This is a genomic window from Caballeronia sp. LZ033 (assembly GCF_031451265.1).
Taxonomy (GTDB): Bacteria; Pseudomonadota; Gammaproteobacteria; order Burkholderiales; family Burkholderiaceae; genus Caballeronia.
Genome location: NZ_JARUXQ010000001.1, coordinates 1,547,334 through 1,560,308, shown reverse-complemented (window position 1 = coordinate 1,560,308; position 12,975 = coordinate 1,547,334). Strand labels below are relative to the sequence as shown.

At 65.9% G+C, this 12,975-nt stretch carries 8 protein-coding genes; 5 read left to right on the top strand and 3 right to left on the bottom strand.

Translation table 11 applies throughout. The features are described from left to right. Nucleotides 1–113: 113 nt before the first annotated feature. Complete coding sequence (locus tag QCE62_RS07305; protein ID WP_309916029.1) at nucleotides 114–1,772, bottom strand: 3-(methylthio)propionyl-CoA ligase; 1,659 nt, start codon at nucleotides 1,770–1,772, stop codon at nucleotides 114–116. Nucleotides 1,773–1,941: 169 nt separating this feature from the next. Between QCE62_RS07305 and QCE62_RS07300 the strand changes: the two genes are divergently transcribed. From QCE62_RS07300 to QCE62_RS07280, 5 genes are all read left to right on the top strand, one after another. Next, complete coding sequence (locus QCE62_RS07300; RefSeq protein ID WP_404987353.1) at nucleotides 1,942–3,468, top strand: protein adenylyltransferase SelO; 1,527 nt, start codon at nucleotides 1,942–1,944, stop codon at nucleotides 3,466–3,468. A 49-nt stretch (nucleotides 3,469–3,517) separates the two neighbouring features. Then, nucleotides 3,518–3,934, top strand: a complete 417-nt coding sequence (gene msrB / locus QCE62_RS07295) for a peptide-methionine (R)-S-oxide reductase MsrB (RefSeq protein ID WP_309916024.1) — start codon at nucleotides 3,518–3,520, stop codon at nucleotides 3,932–3,934. A 159-nt stretch (nucleotides 3,935–4,093) separates the two neighbouring features. Beyond that, nucleotides 4,094–4,630, top strand: a complete 537-nt coding sequence (locus tag QCE62_RS07290) for a septation protein A (RefSeq protein ID WP_309916021.1) — start codon at nucleotides 4,094–4,096, stop codon at nucleotides 4,628–4,630. Then, nucleotides 4,627–4,941 carry a BolA family protein gene (locus tag QCE62_RS07285; RefSeq protein WP_309916019.1) on the top strand — a complete coding sequence of 105 codons (315 nt, stop codon included), beginning with the start codon at nucleotides 4,627–4,629 and terminating at the stop codon, nucleotides 4,939–4,941. Before QCE62_RS07290 ends, QCE62_RS07285 begins: the two co-directional genes overlap by 4 nt. A 134-nt stretch (nucleotides 4,942–5,075) precedes the next feature. Beyond that, nucleotides 5,076–5,858, top strand: coding sequence for a peptidylprolyl isomerase (locus QCE62_RS07280; protein WP_309916016.1), 783 nt, complete (start codon nucleotides 5,076–5,078; stop codon nucleotides 5,856–5,858). 184 nt (nucleotides 5,859–6,042) lie between these two features. On the opposite strand, the gene QCE62_RS07275 is transcribed toward QCE62_RS07280, so the two are convergent. Together QCE62_RS07275 and purL are read right to left on the bottom strand one after the other, a co-directional pair. Then, a complete protein-coding gene (locus tag QCE62_RS07275; protein ID WP_309916013.1) occupies nucleotides 6,043–8,562 on the bottom strand; it encodes a family 20 glycosylhydrolase in 2,520 nt (839 codons plus the stop codon). Nucleotides 8,563–8,721: 159 nt separating this feature from the next. Beyond that, a complete protein-coding gene (purL, locus tag QCE62_RS07270) occupies nucleotides 8,722–12,759 on the bottom strand; it encodes a phosphoribosylformylglycinamidine synthase (RefSeq protein WP_309916010.1) in 4,038 nt (1,345 codons plus the stop codon). Between the last annotated feature and the right edge of the window lie 216 nt (nucleotides 12,760–12,975).

Here is a 12,975-nt window from a genome sequence, read left to right as displayed (position 1 = left end):
CGGAAAAGCACGATCGTCACACAGTGCGATCTTAACGCTCAAGCACGCCGAAGACGACAAAGCCCCGGACGCCTGCCTGCATCCGGGGCTTCAAAGACAAGGAAGACCACGCGTCAAATCGGATTTTCGGCCACAGTGGGCAGCACGTGATCGCGATACTGGTCGCGCAGCCGGACCTTCTGCAGCTTGCCGGTCGCGGTATGCGGCAGCTCTTCGGCGAAGATCACGTCGTCGGGGATCCACCACTTCGCCACCTTGCCGTCGAAATGGGCGAGCAGTTCCTCGCGCGTGACGGTCGCGCCCGGCTTCAGCACGGCCACGATCAGCGGCCGCTCGGTCCACTTCGGATGCGCGCACGCAATGCACGCCGCCTCGGCCACCTGCGGATGCGATACCGCAATGTTCTCCAGGTCGATCGAGCTGATCCACTCGCCGCCCGACTTGATCACGTCCTTGCTGCGATCCGTGATCTGCATGAAGCCGTCCGGGTCGATGGTCGCGACATCGCCGGTCGGGAACCAGCCGTCGACGAGCGGAGAGTCGTCACGCCGGAAATAGCGGTCGATGACCCACGGCCCGCGCACGTACAGGTCGCCGAAGGACTTGCCGTCCCACGGCAGTTCGCGGCCGTCGTCGCCCACCACCTTCATGTCCACGCCGAACAGCGCGCGGCCCTGTTTTTCCAGCAAATGGCGCTGCTCCTCGGGCGGCCGCTGCTTCTGGCGGTAGCTCAGACGCGACAGCGTGCCGAGCGGCGACATCTCCGTCATGCCCCACGCATGGATCACCTGCACGCCGTACTCTTCCTCGAAGATGCGCAGCATCGCCGGCGGGCACGCGGAGCCGCCGATCACCGTACGCGTAAGCGTCGAGAAACGCAGGCCGTGCTGCTTCAGATAGGCGAGCAGGCCCATCCAGACAGTGGGCACGCCGGCTGAATAGGTGACGCCTTCCGCTTCCATCAATTCATACAGCGACTGGCCGTCGAGATCCTTGCCCGGCAGCACGAGCTTCGCGCCGACCAGCGGCGCCGCGTGCGGGATGCCCCAGGCGTTCACATGGAACATCGGCACGACGGGAAGAATGGAGTCGCTCGCGGATGCGCCCATCGCGTCGGGCAGCGCCGCGCCGTACGCGTGCAGCACGGTCGAGCGATGTGAATACAGCGCGCCCTTCGGATTGCCGGTCGTGCCCGACGTGTAGCACAGGAACGAAGCCTGGCGTTCGTCAAGCATCGGCCAGTCGTAGTCGCCGTCATGCGCGCCGATGAGCGTCTCGTAGCTCATCACGGGCACGCTCAGGTCCGACAGATGCGTCTCGATGCACGATGCATCGCCGAGCGCAATCCAGCCTTTCACCTTCGGACACTGCGGCGCGATGATCTCGACCAGCGGCGCGAAGGTCATGTCGAAGCAGACATAGGCGTCGTCGGCGTGATCGATGATGAAGGCGACCTGATCCGGGAACAGGCGCGGATTGATCGTGTGGCACACGGCGCCCATGCCCGACACGCCGTAGTAGCACTCCAGGTGCCGGTAGCCGTTCCATGCGAGCGTGCCGACGCGTTCGCCCTGCGCGACGCCCAACGCGGTCAGCGCCTGCGCGAGTTGCTTCGCGCGCCGTTCGCAGTCGCGCCAGGTGGTGCGGTGGATATCGCCCTCGATACGGCGCGAAACGATCTCGGTGTCGCCGAAGTGGCGCGAGGCATGGGACAGCAGGGACGACGCGAGCAACGGTACTTCCATCATCTGGCCGTGGAGCGGCGACATCATGGGCGAAGTCCTCGGAGGGTCGATGGCCTGGTCGATGGTCTGGTCACGCCCGGGCCGGCCCCTGCAGGCCGGCGGGCGCGGAATTACAATATCGTTTAACTCAGAGGCGCTCAATATGTCGTTTTCCCCAAGCGTTTCGCGGGACGAGACACCCGCGGACGCGCAATCGATGCAGCAGGTCGCCGATGCCGTCGAAGCCGGCAAGCCCGGCTCCTTCGCGGCGCTCGGCACCGCGTTCCTCACCCGTCTGCCTGCCGCGCCCGTGCCGGAGCCGTATCTTGTCGGACTGTCGCGCGAGATGGCGCAGACGCTCGGCTTCGATCCCGACATCGCCACCGGCCCGGAGAAAGACGCCTTCGCCGCGTACTTCGCGGGCAATCCCACGCGTGACTGGCCGGCCGATGCCCTGCCCTACGCCGCCGTGTACTCGGGGCATCAGTTCGGCGTGTGGGCGGGCCAGTTGGGCGACGGACGCGCGCTCACGCTCGGCGAAGTGGAGCACGGCGGCGCGCGCCTCGAAGTGCAGCTGAAGGGCGCCGGACGCACGCCGTATTCACGCATGGGCGATGGCCGCGCGGTGCTGCGCTCGTCGATCCGCGAATTCCTGTGTTCGGAAGCGATGCATCACCTCGGCATTCCGACCACGCGCGCCTTCGCGGTGGTCGGCTCCGACCTGCCGGTGCGCCGCGAGGAGATGGAAACCGCGGCGATCGTTACGCGCGTCGCGCCGAGCTTCGTGCGCTTCGGGCACTTCGAGCATTTCTATTCGAACGACCGCCCCGACGATCTCCGCAAGCTCGCCGATCACGTGATCGACCGCTTCCATCCGCACTGCCGCGCGCAGCCGGACCCATATCTCGCGCTGCTGGCCGAGGCGGTGCGCACGACCGCCGACCTGATGGCGCAATGGCAAGGCGTCGGCTTCTGCCATGGCGTGATGAACACCGACAACATGTCGATCCTCGGTCTCACCATCGACTACGGTCCGTTCGGCTTCATGGACGGCTTCAACGCGCATCACATCTGCAATCATTCGGACACGCAGGGCCGCTATTCGTATGGCCGTCAGCCGCAGGTCGGCTACTGGAACCTGTTCTGTCTCGCGCAGGCGCTCGTGCCGCTGTTCGGCGACACCCTGCCCGAGGAAGGCCGCGCGGAACGTGTCGTCGAGGAAGCGCAGAAAGTGCTGGAAGGCTTCAAGGCGCGCTTCGCTCCGGCGCTCGTCGCGACGATGCGCGCGAAACTGGGCCTGGCTGTCGAACGCGAAGGCGACGACGCGCTCGCCAACGGCCTGTTCGAAATCATGCATGCGAACCGGGCGGACTTCACGCTCACGTTCCGCAATTTGTCGAAGCTGCGCAAGGCCGATGCAAGCGGCGACTCAGCCGTGCGCGACCTGTTCCTCGACCGGGCCGCGTTCGACGCGTGGGCCGTGAAGTATCGCGAACGTCTCGCGCACGAAACCCGCGACGACGCCGCGCGCGCCGACGCGATGAATCGCGTGAATCCGAAATACGTGCTGCGCAATCATCTGGCGGAACAGGCGATCCGCCAGGCGGCTGAGAAGGATTTCTCCGAAGTTGCGCGCCTGCTGGACGTGCTGCGCCGCCCCTACGACGAGCAGCCCGAGAACGAGGCCTATGCCGGCCTGCCGCCCGACTGGGCAAGCGATCTCGAAGTGAGTTGTTCTTCGTAGGATCGTCCTCATATACAGGGCCTTCCCGGCCAGACCAAAGGAACCACAGATGAGCCACGACGACACCCCCGCGAGCTATCCGCTGCAAAAGGACGATGCGACCTATCGCAACGAACTGGACGACATGCAGTACCAGGTGACGCGCCATGCCGCGACCGAGCGGCCGTTCACCGGCAAATACTGGGATCACACGGAACGCGGCGTCTATGATTGCGTGTGCTGCGGCACGCCGCTGTTCGAGTCCGACACGAAATTCGACGCCGGTTGCGGCTGGCCGAGCTATTTCAAGCCGATCAACGGCGAAGTGGTCCAGGAAAAGACCGACCGCTCGCACGGCATGCTGCGTATCGAGGTGGTCTGCAAGAACTGCGGCGCGCATCTCGGCCATGTGTTCGAAGACGGCCCGGCGCCGACCGGCCTGCGCTATTGCATCAACTCGGCTGCGCTACAATTCGAACCCAAGTAAGCGAAACCATGTAATTGGGCGCATGCACGGGACACCGGGTTGCGCTCCTGTTTCAGCTGTCTGATGCCCGCTTGACGCCCGTTCGACGCCCGCTGCAATCCGAGCGGGCGTTCGTTCATGCGCTGCACCTCATCCGCCGCCTTTCATGTCCGGACGCCAATGAAATTTCTGTTCGATCTGTTTCCGATCATTCTCTTTTTCGTCGCATTCAAGGTCTGGGGTATCTACACCGCGACGGCCGTGGCGATCGGGGCGACCTTGCTGCAGATCGCCTGGGTCGCGTTCCGCCACCGCAAGGTCGATCCGATGCTGTGGGTCAGTCTCGGCGTGGTGGTCGTGTTCGGCGGCGCGACGCTCGTGCTGCACAACGACACCTTCATCAAATGGAAGCCCACCGCGCTGTACTGGCTGTTCGCCGTCGCGCTGATCGTCGCGCAACTGGGTTTCAGAAAGAATCTGATCGAAGCGATGATGGGCAAGCAGATCGTGCTGCCGCATCGCGTCTGGGGACAATTGAATGTCGCGTGGGCGGTGTTCTTCGGCTTGCTCGGTATCGTGAACCTGTTCGTCGCGTATCACTTCACGACGGACCAGTGGGTCAACTTCAAGCTGTTCGGCGCCACCGGCTGCCTGGTCGTGTTCATCGTCGCGCAGAGTTTCTGGCTCGCGAAGTACATGAAGGAGGATGGTCAATGAGCGATGCCTTCGATTTCATGAACGCCACGGCCGCCGAAAAGATCGCCCATCTCGAGGCGCGCCTGAACGCGGCGCTGACGCCCCAGTCCGTGCATATCGACGACGACAGCGCGGCTCATGCAGGCCACGCCGGCGCGGCTTCGGGCAGCCACTACACCGTGACGATCGTCGCGGAATGCTTCGCCGGCCGGGCCCGCGTGGGGCGGCATCGGCTGGTGTATGATGCGCTGGCCGACGAAATGCGGCGTGGCGTGCATGCGCTGGCCATCCGGGCTTATACGCCGCAGGAGTTCGCGGAACAATTCGAATAGGTGCGCGAACAGGTGCACCCGGCCACGAATCGTTACGGATTCATGTGACCCGAGACGCGCTCCTTGCTTGCCGCTTTCCCTGCTTTATGAATCTCGCCTGTGAAGGCGTCTGTTTGCTCAGTTAGGACTCTCCGATGACTCTGAAAAAACCCCGCGTCTGGGTGTTGCTGGCTGCGTTCGCGGCGGCTCCCGCGTTCGCGCAGAACGTCGCCGTCGTGAACGGCACGCCGATTCCCACGTCGCGCGCCGATGCGCTCGTGAAGCAACTGGTCGCGCAAGGTCAGCAGGATTCGCCGCAGCTTCAACAAGCCGTGCGCGAAGAACTCATCAATCGCGAAATTTTGATGCAGGAAGCCGCGCGCGAAGGCATCGCGTCGCGTCCCGACGTCAAGGCGCAACTGGCGGTCGCGCAGCAGACCGTGGTGCTGCGCGCGATGATCGAAGATTTCGTCAAGAAGAACACGCCCACCGACGCCGAGATCAAGGCCCGCTATGACCAGCTGGTCAAGCAGAACGGCGGCGGCACGGAACTGCATCTGCATCACATCCTCGTCGACAACGAAGCCCAGGCGAAAGACCTGATTGCCAAGATCAAGGGCGGCGCGAGCTTCGAGGACCTCGCCAAGCAATATTCGAAGGACCCGGGATCGGGCAAGAACGGCGGCGATCTCGACTGGTCGGCGCCGTCGGCGTATGTGCCGGAATTCGGCGCCGCCGCCGAAAAGCTCAAGAAGGGCGAGGTCACGCCGGAGCCGGTCAAGACGCAGTTCGGCTGGCACATCATCCGCCTTGACGATTCCCGCGACGTCGCCCCGCCGCCGCTCGAGCAGGTCAAGCCCCAGATCGCCCAGCAGATCCAGCAGGAGAAGCTGCAGGCGTTCGAAGAAGGTCTGCGCAAGAAGGCCGTGGTGAAGTAAGCGGTACGCGGTACGGCTGGATCGTTCTTGAAGCAAAGCCGCCCTTGGGCGGCTTTGTCGTTTCCGGACGGCGGGTTCGTGTTGACCTTGAACGTCATGACGATCGCAGGCGGCGCGGCTCAGGCGTCATGCGGTCAATCCGTTTGGCCTCCAAGCCGCTGGGCTCCCGCAAATACGCGCTGACTCACCCGCCGCTCGCAAGCCCCAGGCCCGGCCGAACCGTTGCTCCCGCCCGCACCAGCTTCGGCAGTTCGCGGTTCTCCACCACGCTCATGAAACCGGCCCAATCATTCGCGAGCGCGGCCTTGTCGACCTTGTTCGTATCGCCCAGGCGATAGCGCTCGCCCGCCGCGAACGGCCGCTCCCACGCCGCCCTATGCCACGCCCGCTCCGCCAGCGCCAGCAGACGCGGATACACCATGTACTCGAACTGCGTGTCCGTGCGCATCACTTCGGCCCAGGCCTGACCCTGCATGCCCTCGATGCGCGGCGCCGAACCCGCGCTCGTCACCTCGAACGGACGGCCGTCGCGGTCGGGCATGATTTCCGCGTTCTGCGGCAGGTTGTCCGGTGCCAGCGAGAAGGTCTTGAAGCTGTCGGTGGCGTGCGAACCCCAGTAATAACCGCGCTCCTTCGGATCGAACGAATAGGGAAAGTCGAAGTACAGATAGTCGGGCAGCGCGAGCACGGTCTGGTAGCCCTGTGTATCGAGCGTGCGTGCGGTGTCGGCGGCGCCCCAGAAGAGCGTGTCCCACAGCGTCACCATCACGTTCGAGGTCGCGAAATCCTGCGGCCCCTTCGCATGCCGGATGCCGTCCTGCCAGGCCGCCATCGTGCCGATGCCGTTCGTCCGCACGATCTGGCTGACTTGCTGCGCGAACATCGAAGGCAGTTCGTCGACGGAGGCCGCCTGCCCTGACCTGATCAGCGCGGCGCACTGCGGCGAGCGCCCCCACGGCTTGTCCTGCGCGGCGAGATTCACGCGCCCCTTGCCGGGGTCCGTGCCGTCGAGCGGCTGGAAGCCCGCGCCGAGCAGGATGTTCTTCGCTTCGTCGCCGCCGAAATGCCAGATGGCGAGCGGCGCGCCTGCCTCGCGATGCATCGACGCGATCTCGCCGATTACCTTCGACGCAAACCGCCGCGCACCGTCTGCGCACGGATTGAGAAAGCTGCGACGGTCGTAGAACTGGACCGTGGTTGCGTTCGTAGTGTCGGCGGGATCGAGCAGGCGGTAGGCGGTGGCCGCCGCTTCGTCGCCTTGTGCGTGCAGGCGCCGGTAACGCGCTTCCATCGACACCACGGCCGCCCGCGCGTGACCCGGCATGTCGATTTCCGGAATGATCTCGACGAAGCGCTCCGCCGCGTAGCGCACCAGCGCCACGTACTCGGCGCGGCTCAGGTAGCCGCCGCCCGAACGGTTGTCCGGCCCCGACGCAAGCTGCGGCACGAGACAGCGGGTTTCGCTGAGGTCATGGCAACGTTTCGCGCCGACCTCGGTGAGTTCGGGCAAGCCTGGAATCTCGATACGCCAGCCCTCGTCGTCCGACAGATGCAGATGCAGCCGGTTGAGCTTGTACGCGCTCATCTGGTCGATCAGGCGGCGCAGCGTGGCCGGCTGGCGAAAGTTGCGCGCGACATCCACCATCATGCCGCGATGCGCATAGCGAGGCGCATCCTCGATGGTCATGGCCGGCACACTGCCGCCGCCCGCGGGCGTCAGCGACAACAGCGTCTGCGTGCCGTAGTAGAGCCCGGCGGCGTCGAAGGCGTCGATGCTGACGCCGCCCGGCGCAATGCTCAGCCGGTAGCCGCCGTGCTTCGCGATATCGGCGGGCAGCGTGCCGGCGGCGATGGCGCCGTTCACGCGCACGGCGGGACCGTTGAGTCCGAGCGTGGCGGCCCGCGTGGCCAGAGCCGCGGTCTGTGCTGCCGTCAGCCCCGGCAGGTTCAGTTCCACCGCGCCGATCTGCGCGACGCCCTGACCGGCCGTCTCGCGCAGCACCGAAGGCAACGCGCGCGCCGCGACCTGCCGGGCATCGGGCAAGGCGGCTTCCGCCCGCGCGCGCAATACTTGAGTGGGCGTCGTGACGAAGGCGGACACGTCGTCCGCAACGGCCGGAAGACGATCGACGTAACGGGTTTCGTCGTCGGTGTCGTTGTTGCGGAGAACGGCCGATCCGGTATCGCCGTCCGCCACGACATACGCGCGCGGCAGCAGGTCGCTGGTGCGCCGGTACCAGTACTCGCCGACGAACGGCACCTCGAGCCGCTCGCCGCTGCCCAGCGTGAACGCGCCTGCCGCGGGCGTCAGCGCATACAGGTCGCCGGTGATGTGCTTCCACGCGATGGCGGGATGCTCGATCATGAGCAACCGCCTGATGCTGTGTACGTACAGCGTCCAGCCGCCAGCTGCCAGCTTGCGCGCCCCGCCGTTCTCCAGGATCAGTCTGCCGCGCGCGCAACTGGCCCAGTCCGCGCCAAGGTCCGCGCAGTTGGTGCCGGTCGCCGCTGCGTCATTGACGTCGATCGCCACGCGCACGGTCAGTGCATCGCCGATGGCGGCAGCCCGCGCCGCAGGCGACAGGCGACTGGCATCCGCATCCGAACTCGAACCGCCGCACGAGGCTACGATGCAAGCCGTAACGACGATGGCCGCCGCTCTTGAAATAGGTATGCCTAAGTAATGTGAAACCCACCGCCGCATCTTGCCTCCGTGATCCACACGCGTCGCCGGGACACGTCGGAGCACTATACCTGCAACTTGCGGCCCTATTTTTTTGGGATAGCTGCCGACAGGCAAGCACAAAACAAAACACCCCGAAGCGTAAACTTCGGGGTGTTTGTGTGAAACGCGCGCGGCGGATCAGCCGAGGAAGCGTCGCGCGTTCTGGAACACGCGCAGCCACGGGCTGCCGTCGCTGGTCCAGTCTTCCGGCGTCCAGCTCATCTGCACGTTGCGATGCACGCGCTCCATGTGCGGCATCAGCACGGAGAAGCGGCCATCGGGTGTCGTGACCGACGTAATGCCTTGCGGCGAGCCGTTCGGATTGAACGGGTACTGTTCGGTCGCGTTGCCGCGATGATCGACGTAACGCATCGCGACGAGCGCCTTCGCCTGATCGCCCTGCTGCGAGAAGTCGGCAAAGCCTTCGCCGTGCGCAACCGCCACCGGAATGCGCGAGCCTTCCATGCCAGCGAAGAAGATCGACGGCGAAGCCTGCACTTCAACCAGCGAGAAGCGCGCCTCGAACTGCTCCGACTTGTTGCGCGTGAACTTCGGCCAGTGTTCGGCGCCGGGGATGATCGACGCCAGGCTCGACATCATCTGGCAGCCATTGCAGATGCCGAGCGCGAAGGTATCCGCGCGGCCGAAGAACGCGGCGAACATGTCCGCGAGTTGCGCATTGAAGCGGATGGTCTTCGCCCAGCCCTCGCCCGCGCCGAGCACGTCGCCGTACGAGAAGCCGCCGCACGCCACCGCGCCCGCGAAATCGGCAAGCGTGGCGCGGCCTTCCAGCAGGTCGCTCATGTGGACGTCGTGTGCGTCGAAACCGGCGCGGTCGAACGCGTACGCCGTTTCCAGATGCGAGTTCACGCCCTGCTCGCGCAGGATCGCGACACGCGGCCGCGCTTTCGTCGCGATGAACGGCGCCGCCACGTCTTCCGCCGGATCGAAGCTCAGGACCGGCGCGATACCGGGATCGGCGGCGTCGAGGAGCGCGTCGTATTCGGCGTCGGCGCAGGCCGGGTTGTCGCGCAGGCGCGCAATGCGCCAGCTGACCTCGCTCCACGCGCGATGCAGTTCGACCCGCGGCGCGTCGAAGATCTTCTTCGCGTCGCGATAGATTTCGATGGCGCCGTTTTCGTTCGGCTTGCCGATCACATGCGAACACGCCGACAGACCGTGCTCGCGCAGCGCGCCCAGCACCGCGTCGCGGTCCGCTGCGCGCACCTGCACCACCGCGCCGAGCTCCTCCGAGAACAGCGCGCGCAGCGTGCGGTCTTCGCGGCGGCCGCTGGTCTGCTTGGCCCAGTCTTTCGCGTCGCCGAAATCGGACTCGTGGTTGGGATCGAGCGTCAGCATGTCCACGTTCAGCGATACGCCCACGTGACCCGCGAAAGCCATCTCGCACACCGTGGCCCACAGGCCGCCGTCCGAGCGGTCATGGTAGGCCAGCAGCTTGCCGTCCAAGTTCAGCGCCTGGATGGCCGCGAAGAAGCGCTTGAGGTCTTCCGGATCGTCGACGTCCGGCACCGTGTCGCCCACCTGCTGCGTGACCTGCGCGAGAATGCTGCCGCCCATGCGGTTGCGGCCCCGCCCGAGGTCGATCGCGATCAGCACCGTGCTGGTGTCGTTGACGAGCTGCGGCGTCAGGTGACGGCGCACGTCCTCGACCGGCGCGAACGCCGAGATGATGAGCGACACCGGCGACACCACTTCGCGCGCGCCGCCGCGTGCATCCTGCCACTTGGTGCGCATCGACAGCGAATCCTTGCCGACCGGAATGCTGATGCCGAGCGCCGGGCACAGCTCCATGCCGATGGCCTGCACCGTGTCGTACAGCGCGGCGTCTTCGCCGGCGCTGCCGCAGGCGGCCATCCAGTTCGCCGAGAGCTTCAGCTTGTCGAGCGACGCAATGGGCGCCGAAGCGATATTGGTCACCGCCTCGCCCACGGCCATGCGGCCGGATGCGGGCGCGTCGATCACGGCGAGCGGCGTGCGCTCGGCCATCGTCATGGCTTCGCCGCGATAGCCGACGTAGTCCATCGTGGTCACCGCGCAGTCCGCCACCGGCACCTGCCACGGACCGACGAACTGGTCACGCGCGGTCGTGCCGCCCACCGAACGGTCGCCGATGGTGATGAGGAACGACTTGCTCGCGACCGTCGGATGCTTCAGCACCTCGACCGCGACTTCCGACAGCGGCAGACCGGTGACATCGACTTCGTTGAATTGCGCGCGCTCGCGCCTCACGTCGCGATGCATCTTGGGCGGCTTGCCGAGCAGCACGTCCATCGGCATGTCGACGGGTTCCTGGCCGCTGTTGGCTTCATCGACGAGCTTCAGCTGACGCTCTTCCGTCGCCACGCCGACCACGGCCACCGGGCAGCGTTCGCGCTCGCAGAGGGCCTGGAACGCGGGCAGATCGTCCGGCGCAATGGCCAGCACGTAGCGCTCTTGCGCCTCGTTCGACCAGATTTCGCGCGGCGACAAACCGCTCTCCTCCAGCTGGACCTTGCGCAGCTCGAACAGCGCGCCCTTGCCCGCGCCGTCGACGAGTTCCGGGAACGCATTCGAGATGCCGCCCGCGCCGACGTCGTGGATCGACAGGATGGGGTTGTTGTCGCCCAGCTGCCAGCAGCTGTTGATGACTTCCTGGGCGCGCCGCTGGATTTCCGGATTGCCGCGCTGGACGGAATCGAAATCGAGTTCGGCGGTGTTCGCGCCGGTGGCCATCGAGGACGCCGCGCCGCCGCCCATGCCGATGCGCATGCCCGGTCCGCCGATCTGGATCAGCAGTGTGCCGGCCGGCAGGTCGAGCTTGTGGGTGTGCTGGTCGGAGATGTTGCCGATGCCGCCCGCGATCATGATCGGCTTGTGATAGCCGCGCACGCGGCCCGCCACGTTCTGCTCGAAGGTGCGGAAATAGCCGCCGAGGTTCGGCCGGCCGAATTCGTTGTTGAAGGCCGCGGCGCCAATCGGGCCGTCGATCATGATCTGCAACGGCGACGCGATGCGGTCCGGGCGGCCATACGGCTGATGCGCGTCGGCGGGATTGCGCGAGGCGAGCGGCACGGCGGCGTCGCGGTCGTTTTCCCAGTTGCGGCGGGCGTCGGGCAGATCCAGGTTCGACACCGTGAAGCCCGCAAGACCCGCCTTCGGACGCGCGCCGCGGCCGGTGGCGCCTTCGTCGCGAATCTCGCCGCCGGAGCCGGTGGCCGCGCCCGCGAACGGCGAAATGGCGGTCGGGTGATTGTGGGTCTCGACCTTCATCAGCGTGTGGGTCATCTCCACGTGACGCCGGTATTGCTCGTCCTTGCCGCGCGGGAACCAGCGCTCGGCCATGCCGCCCTGCATGATCGCCGAATTGTCCGAATACGCGACGATCGTGCCCGCGTGATTCAGCTTCTCGGTGTTGCGGATCATCTGAAACAGCGACATGTCCTGCTTCGCGCCGTCGATGGTCCATTCGCCGTTGAAGATCTTGTGGCGGCAGTGCTCGCTGTTGGCCTGCGCGAACATCATCAGCTCGACGTCGGTGGGGTTGCGCTTCAGTTCTTCGAACGCGCTCACGAGATAGTCGATTTCGTCGTCGGCGAGCGCGAGGCCCAGTTCCAGGTTGGCGGCTTCGAGCGCGCTGCGGCCCGCGCCGATGATGTCGACCGTTTGCAGCGGCCGGGCAGGCAGTTCGTCGAAGAGATGCAGCGCCTGCTCGCGCGAGGCCGCGACGCTTTCGGTCATGCGGTCGTGCAGCGCGGCGGCGACGGCGGCGCGCGCCGCGTCCGTGAGCGCCTTCTTGCCGCCGAGGAAGCCGCTCTTCATGATCACCGTGTACTCGACGCCGCGCTCGATGCGCCGTACCTTCGTGAGCCCGCAGTGATGGGCGATGTCGCTGGCCTTGCTGGCCCAAGGCGACACGGTGCCGAAGCGCGGCACGACCATGAAGGTTTCCGTCGCGCCGCGCTCCTTCGATGCCTCGAAGGGTGCGCCGTAGTGCATCAGCGCCTCGATGCGGCGATTGTCTTCATCCGTGAGCGGTTCCGACGCATTCACGAAATGCAGGAACTGGCCGCGCACGCCGACGATGTTGGCGTCGATGCGGGCGAGCGTTTCGAGAAGGCGGGTCTGACGGAAATCGGAGAGGGCCGAAGCGCCGGGGAAACACGAGAAGTGGGCCATTGTGACGGTGCGTCGATGACGTCTGTGTGCCGCTCGCGAGGCGCTCGCTGGTGCGCGAAACAAGGCTTGGCGCTCCGTCTGCGAATCTGGACATTCGCAAAACCGGACCCGAGCACGCGAAACGACATGAGGCAAAAGGAAGACCGCGATTATAACCCGGAAGCGGCGCCTGACTGGTCGCGTCCCGTTGGCGCGGGGCGCGCAGTCTGCGCGCTT

Excerpts from the sequence above, each read along its gene's own strand:
- purL (WP_309916010.1), bottom strand. The coding sequence starts at position 12,759 with ATGGCCCACTTCTCGTGTTTCCCCGGCGCTTCGGCCCTCTCCGATTTC.
- msrB (WP_309916024.1), top strand. The coding sequence starts at position 3,518 with ATGAGCCACGACGACACCCCCGCGAGCTATCCGCTGCAAAAGGACGAT.
- QCE62_RS07300 (WP_404987353.1), top strand. The coding sequence starts at position 1,942 with ATGCAGCAGGTCGCCGATGCCGTCGAAGCCGGCAAGCCCGGCTCCTTC.
- QCE62_RS07280 (WP_309916016.1), top strand. The coding sequence starts at position 5,076 with ATGACTCTGAAAAAACCCCGCGTCTGGGTGTTGCTGGCTGCGTTCGCG.
- QCE62_RS07290 (WP_309916021.1), top strand. The coding sequence starts at position 4,094 with ATGAAATTTCTGTTCGATCTGTTTCCGATCATTCTCTTTTTCGTCGCA.
- QCE62_RS07305 (WP_309916029.1), bottom strand. The coding sequence starts at position 1,772 with ATGATGTCGCCGCTCCACGGCCAGATGATGGAAGTACCGTTGCTCGCG.
- QCE62_RS07275 (WP_309916013.1), bottom strand. The coding sequence starts at position 8,562 with ATGCGGCGGTGGGTTTCACATTACTTAGGCATACCTATTTCAAGAGCG.
- QCE62_RS07285 (WP_309916019.1), top strand. The coding sequence starts at position 4,627 with ATGAGCGATGCCTTCGATTTCATGAACGCCACGGCCGCCGAAAAGATC.